Source organism: Duganella sp. AC917 (assembly GCF_979258245.1).
The window spans coordinates 4,558,594-4,574,681 of the sequence record NZ_OZ409848.1 but is presented as its reverse complement, the minus strand read 5'-3'; the positions used below and the strand labels follow the sequence as shown (position 1 = coordinate 4,574,681).

Sequence of the window (16,088 nt, the reverse complement as noted above, 5' to 3'; positions counted from 1 at the left end):
ACATATTAGTACCATCTGAACTTAGCAAAGAGGAAGAAAAATCATGGGTAGAATTATCGGTATCGATCTGGGAACCACAAATTCCTGCGTTTCCATCATGGAAAATGGTCAGCCAAAGGTAATCGAAAACGCCGAAGGCGCGCGTACGACGCCATCGATCATTGCTTATCAAGAAGATGGTGAAATTCTCGTCGGTTCGCCGGCCAAGCGTCAGGCTGTGACCAACCCGAAGAACACCCTGTTCGCGGTGAAGCGTCTGATCGGCCGCAAGTTCGACGAAAAAGAAGTGCAGAAGGACATCGGCCTGATGCCTTACACGATTACCAAAGCCGACAACGGCGATGCCTGGATCGGCGTGCGCGACAAGAAATTGGCGCCACAGCAAATCTCGGCTGAAGTGCTGCGCAAGATGAAGAAAACCGCCGAAGACTACCTCGGCGAAGAAGTGACCGAAGCGGTCATCACCGTGCCTGCGTACTTCAACGACTCGCAGCGCCAGGCCACCAAGGACGCCGGCCGCATCGCTGGTCTGGACGTCAAGCGCATCATCAACGAGCCGACCGCGGCCGCGCTGGCATTCGGCCTGGACAAGAACGAAAAGGGCGACCGCAAGATCGCCGTGTATGACCTGGGCGGCGGCACGTTCGACGTCTCGATCATTGAAATCGCCGACGTCGATGGCGAGAAGCAGTTCGAAGTGCTGGCCACCAACGGCGACACCTTCCTCGGCGGCGAAGACTTCGACCAGCGCGTCATCGATTACATCATCGACGAGTTCAAGAAGATCAACGGCCTGGATCTGAAAAAAGATCCGATCGCCCTGCAGCGCATCAAGGCTTCGGCCGAGCGCGCGAAGATCGAACTGTCGTCGTCGCAGCAGACCGAGATCAACGAGCCGTACATCGCCATGGCGAACGGCGCGCCGGTCCACCTGACCTTGAAGATGACCCGCGCCAAGCTCGAATCGCTGGTCGAAGAACTGATCAACGCGACCATGGAACCATGCCGCATGGCGATCAAGGACGCCGGCGTCAAGGTGTCGGACATCGACGACATCATCCTGGTCGGCGGTATGACCCGTATGCCTAAGGTGCAGGAAAAGGTCAAAGAGTTCTTCGGCAAAGATCCGCGCAAAGACGTGAATCCTGATGAAGCGGTCGCCGTCGGCGCTGCGATTCAAGGTTCGGTGCTGTCGGGCGAGCGCAAGGACTTGCTGCTGCTGGACGTGACGCCTCTGTCGCTGGGTATCGAAACCCTGGGCGGCGTGATGACCAAGATGATCCACAAGAACACGACGATTCCGACCAAGTTCTCGCAAGTGTTCTCGACGGCCGACGACAACCAGCCTGCCGTGACCATCAAGGTCTATCAGGGCGAGCGCGAAATCGCGGCCGGTAACAAGGGCCTGGGCGAGTTCAATCTGGAAGGCATCCCGCCAGCGTCGCGCGGCACGCCACAGATCGAAGTGACCTTCGACATCGACGCCAACGGCATTCTGCACGTCGGCGCGAAAGACAAGGCCACCGGCAAAGAGAACAAGATCACGATCAAGGCCAACTCCGGCCTGACCGAAGCGGAAATCCAGAAGATGGTGAAGGACGCCGAAGTCAACGCCGAAGAAGACAAGAAAGTGAAAGAGCTGGCCGAATCGCGCAACCAGGCCGACGCGCTGGTGCACTCGACCCGCAAGTCGCTGACCGAATACGGCGACAAGCTGGAAGCGGGCGAGAAAGAGGCGATCGAAGCGGCGATCACCGAGCTGGAAGGTTCGATCAAGTCGGGCGACAAGGCCGACATCGACGCCAAAGTGGCCGCGCTGTCGACCGCTTCGCAGAAGCTGGGCGAGAAGATGTACGCCGACATGCAGGCGCAGCAGGCTGCGGCCGGCGGTGCTGAAGGCGGCCAGGGTGGTCCGGGCGCCGGCGCCGGTGCCGAACAGGCCAAGCCGCAGGACGACGTCGTCGACGCCGACTTCAAAGAAGTCAAAGACACCAAGTAATTGGTCTGTAAAAGCGCCGCTCCTTCGGGGAGCGGCGAGCGCCGAGCCGTGCGGCCGTGTAAGCGGTTCCGGCTCGGCTTTTTAGCATATTCAGCACACAGTATAAATACAGCAAGGTCCCGACAATATGGCAAAGCGTGATTTCTACGAGACACTTGGTGTCGCAAAAAACGCGTCGGAAGACGAGATCAAGAAGTCCTATCGCAAACTGGCGATGAAATACCATCCGGACCGCAATCCGGATAGCAAAGAGTCGGAAGAAAAATTCAAGGAAGTCAAAGAAGCCTACGAGATGCTGACCAATCCGGAGAAGCGCGAGGCGTATGACCGTTACGGTCACGCCGGCGTCGATCCGAACATGGGCGGCGGTGGCGGCTTTGGCGGTGGCGCCGGCGGTTTCGGCGATGCCTTCGGCGACATCTTCGGCGACATCTTCGGTGGTGGCGGCGGCCGTGGCCGCAGCGCCGGCCCGCAGGTCTATCGCGGCGCCGATTTGCGCTACAACCTGGAGATCACGCTGGAGCAGGCGGCCCACGGCTTCGACACGACCATCCGCGTGCCGTCGTGGGACAAGTGCGACACCTGCCATGGTTCCGGCGCCAAGCCGGGCACCTCGCCGGTCACCTGCACCACGTGCGCGGGCCACGGCCAGGTGCGCATGCAGCAGGGCTTCTTCAGCATCCAGCAGACCTGCCCGAAATGCCACGGCACCGGCAAGATCATCCCCGAGCCATGCGCCGCGTGCGCGGGCCAGGGCCGCATCAAGCGTAACAAGACGCTGGAAGTGAAGATCCCGGTCGGTATCGACAACGGCATGCGCATCCGCTCGTCCGGCAACGGCGAACCGGGCACCAACGGCGGACCGTCGGGCGATTTGTATGTTGAGATCCACATCAAGCCGCACACAGTGTTCCAGCGCGAGGGCGACGACCTGCATTGCGAGATGCCGATCTCGTTCGCCAAGGCGGCGCTGGGCGGCGAAATCGAGGTGCCGACGTTGTCTGGTAAAGTATCGTTCACGATCCCCGAGGGTACCCAGTCGGGCAAGACCTTCCGCCTCAAGGGCAAGGGCATCAAGGGCGTGCGTTCGGGCTTCGCGGGCGACTTGTTCTGCCACGTGGCGGTCGAAACCCCGGTCAAGCTGACCGAGAAGCAGAAAGACATGCTGCGCGATTTCGAGAAGCTGACCACCGAGGGTGGCGCCAAGCATAGCCCGCAAAGCAAAACCTGGCGCGACAAGGTGAAGGACTTTTTTGAGTAACCGTTTTGTGTAACCCAGTCGTCACACAGGACGCGTAATATCGGACCGCCGTGCAGCCCATTTTGGGCGGCTCGGCGGTCTTCTTATGTACAAGAGGAGCATTCATGAGCGATCAAGACATCAGCAATTCCCCGTTGCGCGGCCTGTTGGAAAACAACCGCAAATGGGCCGAATCGGAAGTGGAACGCGATCCGGATTTCTTCAACCGGCTTGCCACCCAGGCGGCGCCGGAATATCTGTGGATCGGTTGTTCGGACAGCCGCGTGCCGGCGAACGAGCTGCTGGGCCTTGCGCCGGGCGACGTTTTCGTCCACCGCAATATCGCCAACGTGGTGGTGCATTCGGACCTGAACGCGCTGTCGGTGCTGCAGTTCGCGATCGATGTGCTGAAGGTGAAGCATGTGATCATCGTCGGCCACTACGGCTGCAAGGGCGTGCACGCGGCGATGACGGGCCAGCGTTTCGGCCTGGTCGACAATTGGCTGCGCCACGTGCAGGACGTCAACCAGAAGCACGAGCGGTATATGGGCGATGTGATGCCGAGCCAGGAGCGGTCGAAACGGCTGGTGGAGTTGAATGTGGTGGAGCAGGTCTCCAACGTTTGCCAGACCACGATTCTGCAGGATGCATGGGATCGCGGCCAGGACGTCACCGTCCATGGTTGGGTCTACGGCATCGAGGACGGCAAGCTGCATGATCTGGGCATGACGGTCACCGCAGCGCATGAGCTGGCGCCGCGCGCCACTGTCAGGCTGGGTAAGTACGAGGCGCAGCTGGACTGATTTTCCCGGGCGGAAGTCGGCCACCAAGGCTGGCTTCCGTCTCACCACCGTTGCTATCGTCCGCCGATCGCCCACGATTTGAAGCTGTGAGGCGTCGGATTTTCCATGCGCATCGCCGTCAGCAGCACATCCTGCGGCACGCCCTTTTCCAGCCTGGCGAGCCAGGTGGTCGCCCAGGCGGCATTCTCCGGATCCCGTTCGTTTCTGACCAGCGTATTGAAGGCCTGGTACGCGTCGTCCGCATCGCCAAGCCATGCGTACGCCAGTGCGGCCATGCGCGTGAATGCGGGGACGTTGTAGCCCAGGCGCCAGACCTTGGCTGCCCTGGCCATGTCTTGTGCGGTTGGCGCCTCGTCCTTAAGGTCAAGACGGAACAGCGCATAGGAGATCTCGGGCGAGTCGGGCGCGAGGATGGCGGCCTGCGTCAGGCCCTCCCGTGCGGACGTCAGCAATTCCTGCTTGTTTTCCTCCGTGCCTTCTGTCAGTTTCGCATACGCCAGTCCCAACAGATAATGTGCCTCGGTATTGTAAGGATCGTTCTCGACGGCGCGCGTCAGGAAGGCGATGGCCGCGCGGGGATCGCCCCACTCGATTTCGGCGCGGCTCAAGGTCATCTGGGCAAAATCGACGGCGGGCGCGTTCGCGGCATGCGCCCGGAGACGCGTGAGCAGCTTTGCGCCGTCGATGGGCGCGGGGCAAGTCTTCAGCACGGCATTATCGAGCAAAAAATCGCCTTCAAGACGGCTCAGGCGGGTGAAGTCGATGGTGGCCTTGGGCAGGTTAGGCATGTCGACCCGAAGGATGTTCAGGGACATATGACGGTAGCGCCACATCGCCAGGTCCAGCTCGCGGCCCGACAGACCGAATATGTCGGCGAACGCCGTAGCGGAATCACTGCCGCCATTGACCGCCTCGAGGTACGTCACCATGCTCTTGCGCTTGTCCTCCGAAGAGAGCATATAGTGCATGAGATTGAACGAGCGGCCCATGAACTCCCACTGTTCGAAATATTCCGGGCTCTGGTTCTGGACAGGCTTCGGTCCGGGGCTAAAACGCAGCACGTCGTCGAACGAGAGTTTTTTGACGGCTCCGCCCTCGTCTATGCGTTGCAGCCAGTCATATGCGGTGCCCGCATCGCGCCCTATCGCCATTTGCGTATCGGTAAAGCGAACACCGCCGAAATACGCGGCAAAGCCCGTCATGAACCATTGTGGGCCCCGGATGCGCGTGTGGCGATAAAGGAAATTTTCGGCGTACAGCCACAGGCTGTGCATCAGCGTGTAATCGTCTTCCGCGCGCAGCAGCGAAGCATTGTCCAACTTCCAGCTCTTTCCCGCGCTGTAAAGGAAGGTTTGAGTCGCAGATACACAGCTGGTGACCATGCCAAGGGCGGAAGCGGGATTTTCGCCGATCCCCTGCGGCCAGCTGAGGCGACCTTGGAAATACAGCGTAGGCTTGGGCGTGGTCGCTTGCGTTGCCATGAAGGGCTTGAGGTACAAGCGCAGCAGATAATCGAGCCGTTCCAGATTGTTGACCAGCTCGATGACCTCGTCCGGATCGTCGTCGGAGTACATGATCAGGTGCTGGCTCTCGATGCGGAACCATGCGGAGGGATCGCGCACCCCTTTGACAACAACGGTGGAAGGATCGCGCTTTCCCTTGACCACTACTTTCTGTTGTTCGTGTCCGAATGCGCAGGCGGGCACCAGCGAGGCCGCCGCGAGCAGTGAAAAGACGTACCTGGCAATGGTGGTCATCCGCGTCTCTCTATTTTGTAGACAGCTTATGTCGCTTATCGCTTCGATCAGGTTGCCACGATATCACTCAAAGTGTTGGCGGAAATACACACATTCTCACGCGGAAAGTGCTTGTTCGCGCTCATTTATGATCATTTTCCGTATATGGATATCGGATAAGCTTCGTTTTGTTTATAAGGAGTGCGGCATAGACTAGGCGACTACTCATTCAATGGGCGTGTGCCATGTCTGCCGTTCTCCAATCCGCTTTTGACATCGAATTGTTCGATGCGCCGCTCGGCGCCGAGATCCTTGGCCTGGACCTGAACCGTCCGCTGTCGCCGCGTCAGTTCCAGCGCATTCATCAAGCGCATCTCGACCACCACCTGCTGGTGTTCCGCGACCAGCGCATCACGCCACAGCAGCAGGTCGATTTCAGCCGCCGTTTCGGGCCGCTGCAGATCCACGTGCTGCGCAATTTCCAGCTGCCGTCGCATCCGGAGGTGCTGATCATCTCGAACATCATCGAGGATGGTAAGCCGATCGGCTTGGGCGACGCCGGCCACTTCTGGCACTCGGACCTGTCGTACAAGGAGACGCCCAGCCTCGGTTCCATGCTGCACGCGCAGGAGCTGCCGGCGGAGGGCGGCGATACGCTGTTCGCCAATATGCATCTGGCGTGGGACACCTTGCCCGCCGCGCTGCGTAGCACCGTGCAGGACGCGCGCGCCGAACATAGCTACCTGACCCAGTACGAAGAACTGCGCCGCCGCAGTCCGTTCCGCCCGGCGCTGACGCAGGCGCAGATCGACGAAGTCAAACCGGTGACGCATCCGGTGGTGCGCACCCATCCCGAGACGGGCCGCAAGGCGCTGTTCGTCAGCGAGCATTTCACCACGCGCATCGTCGGCATTCCCGAGGACGAGAGCCGCGCGCTGCTGGCCGAATTGTTCGCGCACAGCGTGCTGCCGGCGCATGTCTACCGCCACAAGTGGGCGCCGCACGATCTGGTCTTCTGGGACAACCGCTCGCTGATGCACCTGGCCGGCGGCACGCCCGAGCATCTGCGCCGCAAGCTGTATCGCACCACCATCGAGGGCGACGCGCCTTTCTGATACCTCCAAATATAGAAGGAATACGATGTCCAGACTCACATCCCGCAAGCTCGCAGCCGTCGTCGCATCAACCCTGGTGCTGAGCCTTGGTGCCGTATCTGCCGCACAGGCGGAAGGCACGCTGCGCATCGCCCAGCAGTTCGGCGTGGTCTACCTGCTGCTCAACGTCGCGCAGGACCAGCAGCTGATCGAGAAGGAAGGCAAAAAGCACGGCGTCGACGTCAAGGTGGAATGGAAGCAGCTGTCGGGCGGCGCGGCCGTCAACGACGCGCTGCTGTCCGGCGCGGTCGATATCGCCGGCGCCGGCGTGGGCCCGCTGCTGACGATCTGGGACCGCACCGCCGGCCGGCAGAACGTCAAAGGCGTGGCCTCGCTGGGCAGCTTCCCGTATTACCTGGTCAGCACCAATCCCAAGGTGAAGACGATCGCCGACCTGACCGAGAAGGACCGTATCGGCCTGCCGGCGGTGACGGTGTCGGTGCAGGCGCGCATCCTGCAGTACGCTGCGGCCAAGCAGTGGGGCGACAAGGAGTTCGCGCGGCTCGATAAATTCACCCAGACCTTGCCGCATCCCGACGCTGCGGCAGCCGTCATCGCAGGTGGCACCGAGATCAACGGCCACTTCGGCAATCCGCCGTATCAGGATCAGGAACTGGCCGGTAATCCGAACGCACACATCATCCTCAACTCCTACGATGTGCTGGGCGGCCCGAGTTCGGCCACCGTCTTGTACGCGACCGAAAAATTCCGCACCGAGAATCCGAAGACTTACCGCGCCTTCACCGGCGCGTTGGCCGAGGCAGCGAGGTATGCGAGCGCCAATCCGGAAGGCGCGGCCGATGCGTATATCCGCGTTTCGAAGAGCAAGGTCGATCGCGATCTGCTGCTGAAGATTTTCAAGAACCCGGAGGTGCGCTTCAGCGTCGAGCCGCAGAATACTTTGGGCCTGGCGCAGTTCCTGCACCGCGTGGGCGCGATCAAGAAGAAGCCGGCCAGCTGGCGCGACTACTTCTTCGACGACCCGGTCATCACGAAAGGCGGGTAACAGCATGGCCTTCCAGGTTGTTCGTCCCCACAATGGCGTCGCGCCGCTGCTCGTCGCCGATGGCGTCAGCCTGGAATACGGCGTCACGCGCGCCACGCATGACGTCAGCTTCAATGTTTATCGCGGCGACCGGTTTGTGCTGCTGGGGCCTTCGGGCTGCGGCAAGTCCTCGCTACTGAAGGCGGCGGCGGGTTTCATCAAACCGGCCGCAGGCAGCATCAGCATCGATGGCAGGCGGATCGACGGGCCTGGGCCGGACCGCATCGTCGTGTTCCAGGAATTCGACCAGCTGCCGCCGTGGAAGACCGTTAAAGAAAATGTCATGTTCCCGCTGCTGATGACCAAGCGGCTGAAACGTCATCACGCCGAGGAGCGCGCGATGCACTGGATCGACAAGGTGGGACTGGGAGGCTTTGAGAGCGCCCACCCGCACACGCTGTCGGGCGGCATGAAGCAGCGCGTGGCGATCGCACGCGCGCTGGCGATGCAGCCGGAGATCCTGCTGATGGACGAACCCTTTGCCGCGCTGGACGCGCTTACGCGGCGCAATATGCAGGAGGAGCTGGGACGGTTGTGGGAGGAGCTGCGTTTCACGCTGCTGTTCGTCACCCACTCGATCGAGGAGGCGCTGGTCGTGGGCAATCGCATCCTGCTGCTGTCGCCGCACCCGGGGCAGGTCAGGGCGGAGTTGAACAGCCACCAGTTTGGACTGGACAGCGCCGGCGGTGCCGAGTTCCAGGCGGCGACGCAGCGCATCCACGGGCTGCTGTTCGGTGATCCAACGCAGGGACATGCCACCGCGGCGCCCGACACTGCGTCCGCCGTGGCAGGCGCCCACATTGAACGGAGCCGCGTGTCATGAGCCTCGTTCTCGATCCACCGGTGCGTCAGGAATACGTCTACGTCACCAACACGGCCGCCCCGCGCGCCGTCGACATCCCGCTGCCGCTAGCCCGCCGCGCGTGGGAACAGGCATGGCTGCGTAAGAGCTTTATTTTGGTTTTGCTGGCGGTGTTGTGGGAAGGCCTTGCGCGCTGGCAGAACAACGATCTGCTGCTGCCCGGCTTTGTGCAGACGGCGCAAGCTTTTGTCAGCGGCGTCGCCAGCGGCGAGTTGCTCGACCGCGTCCGCATTTCGCTGGCCGTTCTGCTGCAAGGCTACGCCGCCGGCATCGTGGCCGCTTTCGTGCTGACGGCGCTGGCCGCGTCCACCCGCGTCGGCCGCGACCTGCTGGAGACCTTGACGTCGATGTTCAATCCGCTGCCGGCGATCGCGCTGCTGCCATTGGCCTTGCTGTGGTTCGGCCTTGGCAAGGGAAGCCTGATCTTCGTCATCGTGCACGCGGTTCTGTGGCCGCTGGCTCTGGGTGCTTACGGCGGCTTCCAGAGCGTGCCCGAAACGCTGCGCATGGCCGGCCGCAATTACGGCTTGAGCGGCCTGCGGCTGGTGCTGCACATCCTGGTGCCGGCCGCGCTGCCGTCCATCCTGTCGGGACTCAAGATCGGCTGGGCGTTCGCGTGGCGAACCCTGATCGCCGCCGAGCTGGTATTCGGCACCACCGGTGGCCAGGGCGGGCTGGGATGGTACATTTTCCAGAACCGCAATGAGCTCTACACCGACAAGGTGTTCGCCGGCCTCGCCGCCGTGATCCTCATCGGACTGCTGGTGGAAAACGTGGTATTCCGACCACTCGAAAGCGTCACCGTCAAGCGCTGGGGCATGCAACGTTAATTTGAGGGCTGGCAGAATTCGGGCTTTGTGCCTTAGAATCTGCGCATGCACATCAAAATTATCGGTTTGTTATGACCATGCGGCATTTGCGTATCGTGGTTGTCAACGCCATCATCCACGCCGGCGACGAGGATGACGAGTCGTTGCGCGCCCAGGTCGAACGCGCCAGGGTGCTGCGTATCGGCCTGCTGGAAGCGGGCTACGACATCGTCGCCTCGCTGCCGCCGGATATGTACCTGCCCGAGCGGATCGCCCAGCTGCAGCCCGATATGATCATCGTCGACGCCGAATCGGACGCGCGCGACGTCCTCGAACATATCGTCATCGCCACGCGCGACGAGCGCCGCCCCATCGTCATGTTCACCGAAAGCGAAGACACCGAGAGCATGGAGGCGGCCATGGCGGCCGGCGTGTCGGCCTATATCGTGGCCGGCCTGCAGGGCGAGCGCATCAAACCGGTGCTGCAGGTAGCGCTGGCGCGCTTTAAGCGCGAGCAGAAGCTGCTCGACGAGCTGTCCGACACCAAGAGCAAACTGGCCGAGCGCAAAATCATCGAACGCGCCAAGGGCCTGCTGATGGAGCGCCAGCGCTTCACCGAAGAGCAGGCCTACCAAAAGCTGCGCGGTATGGCGATGAGCAAAAACCTCAAGCTGTCCGAGGTCGCCCAGCGCATCCTCGACGTCGAAGACCTGCTGGGTTAATACTTTATTTTAGTCCGCCGTCCAAAATGATGCGAGGCGCACCGCCGGTGCGCTTTTGGCGTCGCACGCCAGCCATTTGGCGGTGCGCCGCCCGACGGCGGCTTCCTTCGCTCCCTCTGTAAGCAATGCTGGCACGGACATTGCATTGTCTGTAGCCAAGCGCAATGATGCGCCGATGAGCCCTGCCAACGGCGGTGGGGCACACCAGACAATGACGTCTACCGAACATGAATGCGTTCATGCGGGGTAGGCGTTTTTTTTGTCCGAACGGTTTTACTGTCTACAGAGGGATAGTCATGAACGATAAGAAGCTACCAGCAGATTCCGCCTTGCCACCGGCCGCCAACGACGTTAATGTTTCGCGCAGAGCGGCAATTCAAAAAGTGATTCATGGTGCAGGTTTAGTAGCGGGAGGAAGTATGTTGGGTTTATCGACGGGTGGCGTGTGGGCGGCGGGTTCGGACAAACCGGAGAAGGAAGAAATCAAGATCGGCTTTATTCCACTGACCGATTGCGCGTCGGTGGTCATGGCCTCGGTGCTGGGCTTCGACAAGAAGTACGGCGTCAAATTCGTGCTCAGTAAGGAGGCCTCGTGGGCCGGCGTGCGCGACAAGCTGGCCAACGGCGATCTGGATGCGGCCCATGTGCTATATGGCCTGCTGTACGGCGTCCAGATGGGCATTGGCGGCCAGAAAAAGGACATGGCGGTGCTGATGGGCCTCAATAACAATGGCCAGGCGATCACGCTGTCGAAGAAGTTGGCCGACAAGGGCGCCGTCGATGGCGTCTCGCTGGCAAAGCTAATGAACACCGACAAGCGCGAATACACGTTCGCGCAGACCTTCCCGACCGGCACCCACGCCATGTGGTTGTACTACTGGCTGGCCGCCAACGGCATCAATCCGATGAAGGACGCCAAGGTCATCACGGTGCCGCCACCGCAGATGGTGGCCAATATGCGGGTCGGTAACATGGACGGCTTCTGCGTGGGCGAGCCGTGGGGCCACCGCGCCATCATGGACGGCATCGGCATCACCGCCACCACAACCCAGGACATCTGGAAGGACCACCCGGAAAAGGTGCTCGGCTCCACACTGGAATTCGCGAAGAAAAACCCGAACACCTGCCGCGCGATGATGGCCGCGATCCTCGAGGCGAGCAAGTGGATCGACGCCTCGCTGGCCAACAAAAACAAGATGGCCGAGGTCATCGCAGACAAATCCTACGTCAACACCAGCAAGGACGCGATCGACCAGCGCATCATGGGACGCTACCAGAATGGGCTGGGCAAGACTTGGGACGACCAGAATCACATGAAGTTCTACAACGACGGACTGGTGAACTACCCGTTCCTGTCGGACGGCATGTGGTTCATGACCCAGCACCGCCGCTGGGGCCTGCTGAAGGAAGATCCGAACTACCTGGCCGTCGCAACGTCGGTCAACCAGATCGATCTGTACAAGGACGCGGCGACGATGACCAAGACGCCGATTCCGAAAAGCCCGCTGCGCACATCGAAGCTGATGGACGGTTCGGTGTGGGACGGCAAAGACCCGAAAGCGTTTGCCGCCTCGTTCAAGATCAAAGCCTGATTTCTTCCCCAGCCAGATAGAGGAACGCCATGAACGCCATGCTCAAACCCGATAGCGCGTCGCCCGTCAAGGCGGCACTCGACGCCAAACCGTCCCGCCGTCCACGCCGCCCGCTCGCCGCCAATTCGACCGCGCGGGTGCGCAAGCAGGTCTCCGCCACCGCGATGAAGATCGTCGCCCCGTTGCTGGGCGCCGCGCTGCTGGTGCTGGCGTGGCAGATCATCACCGTGAAAAACACCTCGTTTCCGACGCCGTTGGTCACGCTGCAGGAGGCGATCAAGCTGTTCTCCGATCCGTTCTACCGCAACAGTATGAACGATCAGGGCATCGGCTGGAATTTGCTGGCGTCGCTGCAGCGGGTGGCGATCGGTTTCGGCTTGGCCGCGCTGGTCGGCATCCCGCTGGGATTCCTGATCGGCCGCGTGCAATTCATCGGCAATATGTTCAGCCCCATTATCAGTTTGCTCAAGCCGGTGTCGCCGCTGGCCTGGCTGCCTATCGGACTGCTGGTGTTCCAGTCGGCCAATCCGGCCGCGATCTGGTCGATCTTCATCTGCTCGATCTGGCCGATGATCATCAACACGGCCGTCGGCGTGCAGCGCGTGCCGCAGGATTACATGAACGTGGCGCGGGTGCTCAACCTGTCGGAGTGGAAGGTGCTCACCAAGATCCTGCTGCCATCGGCGCTGCCCTACATCCTGACCGGCGTGCGCCTGTCGATCGGCACCGCGTGGCTGGTCATCGTCGCGGCGGAGATGCTGACCGGCGGCGTGGGCATCGGCTTCTGGGTGTGGGACGAGTGGAACAACCTGAACGTCCCGCACATCATCATCGCGATCGTGGCGATCGGTTTTGTCGGTCTGCTGCTGGAGCAGGCGCTGATGGCGCTGGCACGTGCCTTCACCTACGAACAAGTATCCAACTAAGGAGCACTGTCATGGACGATCCAAAATTCATCGATGTAGAGGGCGTGGAGATGGTCTTCCACACCAAAAAAGGTGTGTTCCACGCGCTGCATGAAATCGATCTGACGGTGCGCAAGGGAGAATTCATCACCCTGATCGGCCACTCGGGCTGCGGCAAATCGACCTTGCTGAACCTTATCGCCGGCCTGCTCAAGCCAACCGACGGCGTTCTGCTGTGCGCCAACCGCGAGATCGCCGGACCGTCGCCGGAGCGCTCGGTGGTATTCCAGAACCACTCGCTGCTGCCCTGGCTGACCTGTTATGAAAACATCCACCTGGGCGTGGAGCGCGTATTCGGCAAGACCGAATCGAAGGCACAGCTGCGCGAGCGCACCATGCAAGCTTTGGCGCTGGTGGGCCTGACGGCGGCCGAAACCAAGCGTCCGCACGAGATCTCGGGCGGCATGAAGCAGCGTGTCGGCATCGCCCGGGCGCTGGCGATGGAGCCGAAAGTGCTGCTGATGGACGAGCCGTTCGGTGCCCTGGACGCGCTGACCCGCGCCCATTTGCAGGACGAGCTGCTCAAGATCGTCGCCGCCACCAAATCGACGGTGGTGATGGTTACCCACGATGTCGACGAGGCGGTGCTGCTGTCGGACCGGATTGTCATGATGACCAACGGCCCTGCCGCCACCATCGGCGAGATTGTCGACGTCCAGCTGGAGCGACCGCGCGACCGCGTGGCGCTGGCGCAGGATACGCGTTACACCGAATACCGCACGGCGGTGCTGGAGTTCTTGTACCGGAAACAGGCGCACCCCGCGAAGGACGCGGCGTAATGGACATGTCCACGGGCGTCCTGACGCCAGCTGGCATCTTGGGCAAAGCGCTCACCGGAGAGGTATTCAGCGCCTTGATCAACCTGTCGGGGCGGCGCCGCTTCACGTCGCAGCGCATCGTGCTGTACGCGCTGCTGGCGTCGCAGGGGCAGGAGGAGGGTGCGGCGACGGCGCGCGAAGCGCTGGCGCTGTTCCGTGGCGCCCACAAGTCGCTGCTGGGCGAGGCGGACGGATTGCCGGGCGTGTTCTGCGCCGAGCTGCGGGAAGCCTACTATGGCAAGATGGACGGCGACCGTCAGATCGTCGCCTTCGCCGACCTTGGCGAGCGCACGCTAAACGCGATCGCGCGCGGTTCGGGGCAGGCTGCCGAACTGCTGGCGGAGCTGGTGCGCATCACAACGCCGACGTTGGGAATCCTGAACCAGATCACCGGCATCTACGAAGAGCAGGCCAAGCAGAACGCGCGGCTGGTGCGCAAGCAGCTGCGCGGCGTCATCACCGACATCGAAACCATCAACCGCCAGGCGCGCATGGTGGCCTTCAACGCCCGCATCGTCGCCGCGCGCGCCGGCGCGGCCGGCAAGGAGTTCTCGGTGGTGGCGGGCGTCCTGTCCAGCATCAGCGGCGAAATCGACGAGATGGTCGCGGCAGCACTGGCCGCCGCCGGCTAAACCCCCAGGGTCAAGTCTGTCATTCGGACACGGGCTTGGCCGTATGGCGGGTTTTAGGATGGGTTCGTGTCCGAATGACAGACTTGACCCCGGTAGGATGTGATAACGCACCGCCATCGCGCACCGTCAGCGTGCACCACGCACCGCAACATCGCACCACTACAAGCTTGCAATTTCTTTACTGAAACCTCAAAACCGCGTTCTCCCTCTGTAGCGCCTCTCGCCAGACCATTGGCACGCCTCTTGCATTAGAAGGAGCAGGGGGTCAAAGGCGATCCCTCCCAAATACATACGGTCGGTCCAATGAAGGACCGGCAGGACAACGGCGTCCGCTTGACCTGGTTTAGAACACCTTGGTTGAGCGGGCGCCTTTTTGTTTTCTGAACGGGATAAAACATGGCCACCAAAGCTACCAGCATCAAGCTCTTCTCGATCTCAACGCCACAGATGCGGGCGTTCCACCTGACCTGGATGGCGTTCTTCGTCTGCTTCTTCGCGTGGTTCGCTTGCGCGCCGCTGATGCCGGTGATTAAAGGCGAATTCGGTTTGAGCGTGTCGCAAATCGCCAACATCAACATCGCCGCCGTCGCCATCACGATCCTGGTGCGACTGATCGTCGGCCCGCTGTGCGATCACTTCGGCCCGCGCAAGGCCTACACCGGCCTGCTGCTGCTTGGTTCAATCCCGGTGATCGGCGTCGCTTTCGCGCAGAGCTACGAGAGCTTCCTGTTCTTCCGCCTCGGGATCGGCGCGGCCGGCGCCAGTTTCGTCATCACCCAGTACCACACCTCGGTGATGTTCGCCCCTAAAGTGGTCGGCACGGCCAACGCGGCCGCCGCAGGCTGGGGCAACGCCGGCGGCGGTGTCGCGCAGGCTGTCATGCCGCTGCTGATGACCGCGATGGTGATGCTGGGCGTGTCCGAGACCTTCGGCTGGCGCGCCGCGTTGATCGTGCCGGGCATCCTGATGATCATCATGGCCGGCGTCTACTACCGCTACACGCAGGACTGCCCGCAAGGTAACTTCAGCGAGCTGCGCGCCGCCGGCATCCCGATCGAGGGCGGCAAAAAAGGTGGCTGGGAGAGCTTCAAGCTGGCCGCCGCCAACTACCGCGTATGGCTGCTGTTCATCACCTACGGCGCCTGCTTCGGCATCGAGATCTTCATCCACAACATCGCCGCGATCTACTACGTCGACCACTTCAAGCTGACCTTGGGCCAGGCCGGCATGGCCGCCGGCAGCTTCGGTTTGCTGGCGCTGTTCGCCCGCGCACTGGGTGGCTGGGCCTCGGACAAATTCGCCGCCAAGGGCAACCTGAATAACCGCGTCACCCTGCTGTTCGTGTTGATGCTCGGCGAAGGCGCCGGCCTGCTGATGTTCGCCAACGCCGGCACCGCGGCGCTGGCGATCGTCGCGATGCTGATCTTCGGCCTGTTCACCCACATGGCTTGCGGCGCGACCTATGCCGTGGTGCCGTTCGTCGACAAGCGCGCCCTGGGCGGCGTGGCCGGCATCATCGGCGCCGGCGGCAACGTCGGCGCGGTGGCCGCAGGCTTCCTGATGAAGGGCCTGGGCGATACGCAGCAAACGCTGAGCATCCTCGGCATCGTCGTCGCGGCCACCGCGCTGTGCGCACTGGCCGCGCGTTTCAGCACCAGCGCCATCGAAGAATCCGTATCCGCTACCAAACTGGCAGCTTAAGTTCAAAGGA

General features: G+C 61.9%; 14 protein-coding genes. 13 read left to right on the top strand and 1 reads right to left on the bottom strand.

Annotation, left to right across the window (positions count from 1 at the left end; genetic code table 11):
- Positions 1-43 precede the first annotated feature (43 nt).
- The 3 genes from dnaK (at position 44) to can (ending at position 4,042) form a co-directional block, all read left to right on the top strand.
- The gene (gene dnaK, locus ACZ0BA_RS19915) at positions 44-1,999 is read left to right on the top strand and encodes a molecular chaperone DnaK (protein ID WP_463452926.1); all 1,956 of its coding nucleotides are present in this window, start codon (positions 44-46) and stop codon (positions 1,997-1,999) included.
- A 127-nt stretch (positions 2,000-2,126) separates the two neighbouring features.
- Positions 2,127-3,260 carry a molecular chaperone DnaJ gene (gene dnaJ, locus ACZ0BA_RS19910; protein WP_463452925.1) on the top strand — a complete coding sequence of 378 codons (1,134 nt, stop codon included), beginning with the start codon at positions 2,127-2,129 and terminating at the stop codon, positions 3,258-3,260.
- A 104-nt stretch (positions 3,261-3,364) separates the two neighbouring features.
- Positions 3,365-4,042, top strand: a complete 678-nt coding sequence (gene can / locus ACZ0BA_RS19905) for a carbonate dehydratase (RefSeq protein ID WP_463452924.1) — start codon at positions 3,365-3,367, stop codon at positions 4,040-4,042.
- Positions 4,043-4,095: 53 nt separating this feature from the next.
- On the opposite strand, the gene ACZ0BA_RS19900 is transcribed toward can, so the two are convergent.
- A complete protein-coding gene (locus ACZ0BA_RS19900; RefSeq protein WP_463452923.1) occupies positions 4,096-5,799 on the bottom strand; it encodes a tetratricopeptide repeat protein in 1,704 nt (567 codons plus the stop codon).
- A 224-nt stretch (positions 5,800-6,023) separates the two neighbouring features.
- Here ACZ0BA_RS19900 and ACZ0BA_RS19895 point away from each other — a divergent pair, with 224 nt between their 5' ends.
- From ACZ0BA_RS19895 to ACZ0BA_RS19850, 10 genes are all read left to right on the top strand, one after another.
- A complete protein-coding gene (locus ACZ0BA_RS19895) occupies positions 6,024-6,893 on the top strand; it encodes a TauD/TfdA dioxygenase family protein (protein ID WP_463452922.1) in 870 nt (289 codons plus the stop codon).
- 25 nt (positions 6,894-6,918) lie between these two features.
- A complete protein-coding gene (locus ACZ0BA_RS19890) occupies positions 6,919-7,938 on the top strand; it encodes an ABC transporter substrate-binding protein (protein WP_463452921.1) in 1,020 nt (339 codons plus the stop codon).
- Between the two features lie 4 nt (positions 7,939-7,942).
- Positions 7,943-8,800 carry an ABC transporter ATP-binding protein gene (locus ACZ0BA_RS19885; RefSeq protein ID WP_463452920.1) on the top strand — a complete coding sequence of 286 codons (858 nt, stop codon included), beginning with the start codon at positions 7,943-7,945 and terminating at the stop codon, positions 8,798-8,800.
- Entirely contained in the window at positions 8,797-9,669 is an 873-nt protein-coding gene (locus ACZ0BA_RS19880; protein ID WP_463452919.1) for an ABC transporter permease, read from the top strand. The genes ACZ0BA_RS19885 and ACZ0BA_RS19880 overlap by 4 nt, the downstream gene beginning before the upstream one ends.
- Before the next feature lie 77 nt (positions 9,670-9,746).
- On the top strand, positions 9,747-10,370 hold the full coding sequence (locus ACZ0BA_RS19875) for an ANTAR domain-containing response regulator (RefSeq protein ID WP_463452918.1): 624 nt from the start codon (positions 9,747-9,749) through the stop codon (positions 10,368-10,370).
- 419 nt (positions 10,371-10,789) lie between these two features.
- Positions 10,790-11,962 carry a CmpA/NrtA family ABC transporter substrate-binding protein gene (locus ACZ0BA_RS19870; protein WP_463452917.1) on the top strand — a complete coding sequence of 391 codons (1,173 nt, stop codon included), beginning with the start codon at positions 10,790-10,792 and terminating at the stop codon, positions 11,960-11,962.
- Positions 11,963-11,991: 29 nt separating this feature from the next.
- Positions 11,992-12,888, top strand: a complete 897-nt coding sequence (gene ntrB, locus ACZ0BA_RS19865; protein WP_463452916.1) for a nitrate ABC transporter permease — start codon at positions 11,992-11,994, stop codon at positions 12,886-12,888.
- Positions 12,889-12,899: 11 nt separating this feature from the next.
- Positions 12,900-13,706, top strand: coding sequence for an ABC transporter ATP-binding protein (locus tag ACZ0BA_RS19860; RefSeq protein ID WP_463452915.1), 807 nt, complete (start codon positions 12,900-12,902; stop codon positions 13,704-13,706).
- The gene (locus ACZ0BA_RS19855; RefSeq protein WP_463452914.1) at positions 13,706-14,377 is read left to right on the top strand and encodes a methyl-accepting chemotaxis protein; all 672 of its coding nucleotides are present in this window, start codon (positions 13,706-13,708) and stop codon (positions 14,375-14,377) included. The genes ACZ0BA_RS19860 and ACZ0BA_RS19855 overlap by 1 nt, the downstream gene beginning before the upstream one ends.
- Before the next feature lie 396 nt (positions 14,378-14,773).
- The gene (locus ACZ0BA_RS19850; RefSeq protein WP_463452913.1) at positions 14,774-16,078 is read left to right on the top strand and encodes an MFS transporter; all 1,305 of its coding nucleotides are present in this window, start codon (positions 14,774-14,776) and stop codon (positions 16,076-16,078) included.
- The last annotated feature ends 10 nt before the right edge of the window (positions 16,079-16,088 follow it).

What these genes read in the sequence shown, in the direction of transcription:
- ACZ0BA_RS19890 (WP_463452921.1), top strand. Translation starts at nt 6,919, where the DNA reads ATGTCCAGACTCACATCCCGCAAGCTCGCAGCCGTCGTCGCATCAACC.
- can (WP_463452924.1), top strand. Translation starts at nt 3,365, where the DNA reads ATGAGCGATCAAGACATCAGCAATTCCCCGTTGCGCGGCCTGTTGGAA.
- ACZ0BA_RS19875 (WP_463452918.1), top strand. Translation starts at nt 9,747, where the DNA reads ATGCGGCATTTGCGTATCGTGGTTGTCAACGCCATCATCCACGCCGGC.
- dnaJ (WP_463452925.1), top strand. Translation starts at nt 2,127, where the DNA reads ATGGCAAAGCGTGATTTCTACGAGACACTTGGTGTCGCAAAAAACGCG.
- ACZ0BA_RS19855 (WP_463452914.1), top strand. Translation starts at nt 13,706, where the DNA reads ATGGACATGTCCACGGGCGTCCTGACGCCAGCTGGCATCTTGGGCAAA.
- ACZ0BA_RS19870 (WP_463452917.1), top strand. Translation starts at nt 10,790, where the DNA reads ATGTTGGGTTTATCGACGGGTGGCGTGTGGGCGGCGGGTTCGGACAAA.
- ACZ0BA_RS19880 (WP_463452919.1), top strand. Translation starts at nt 8,797, where the DNA reads ATGAGCCTCGTTCTCGATCCACCGGTGCGTCAGGAATACGTCTACGTC.
- ACZ0BA_RS19885 (WP_463452920.1), top strand. Translation starts at nt 7,943, where the DNA reads ATGGCCTTCCAGGTTGTTCGTCCCCACAATGGCGTCGCGCCGCTGCTC.
- ACZ0BA_RS19900 (WP_463452923.1), bottom strand. Translation starts at nt 5,799, where the DNA reads ATGACCACCATTGCCAGGTACGTCTTTTCACTGCTCGCGGCGGCCTCG.
- ACZ0BA_RS19895 (WP_463452922.1), top strand. Translation starts at nt 6,024, where the DNA reads ATGTCTGCCGTTCTCCAATCCGCTTTTGACATCGAATTGTTCGATGCG.
- dnaK (WP_463452926.1), top strand. Translation starts at nt 44, where the DNA reads ATGGGTAGAATTATCGGTATCGATCTGGGAACCACAAATTCCTGCGTT.
- ACZ0BA_RS19860 (WP_463452915.1), top strand. Translation starts at nt 12,900, where the DNA reads ATGGACGATCCAAAATTCATCGATGTAGAGGGCGTGGAGATGGTCTTC.
- ACZ0BA_RS19850 (WP_463452913.1), top strand. Translation starts at nt 14,774, where the DNA reads ATGGCCACCAAAGCTACCAGCATCAAGCTCTTCTCGATCTCAACGCCA.
- ntrB (WP_463452916.1), top strand. Translation starts at nt 11,992, where the DNA reads ATGAACGCCATGCTCAAACCCGATAGCGCGTCGCCCGTCAAGGCGGCA.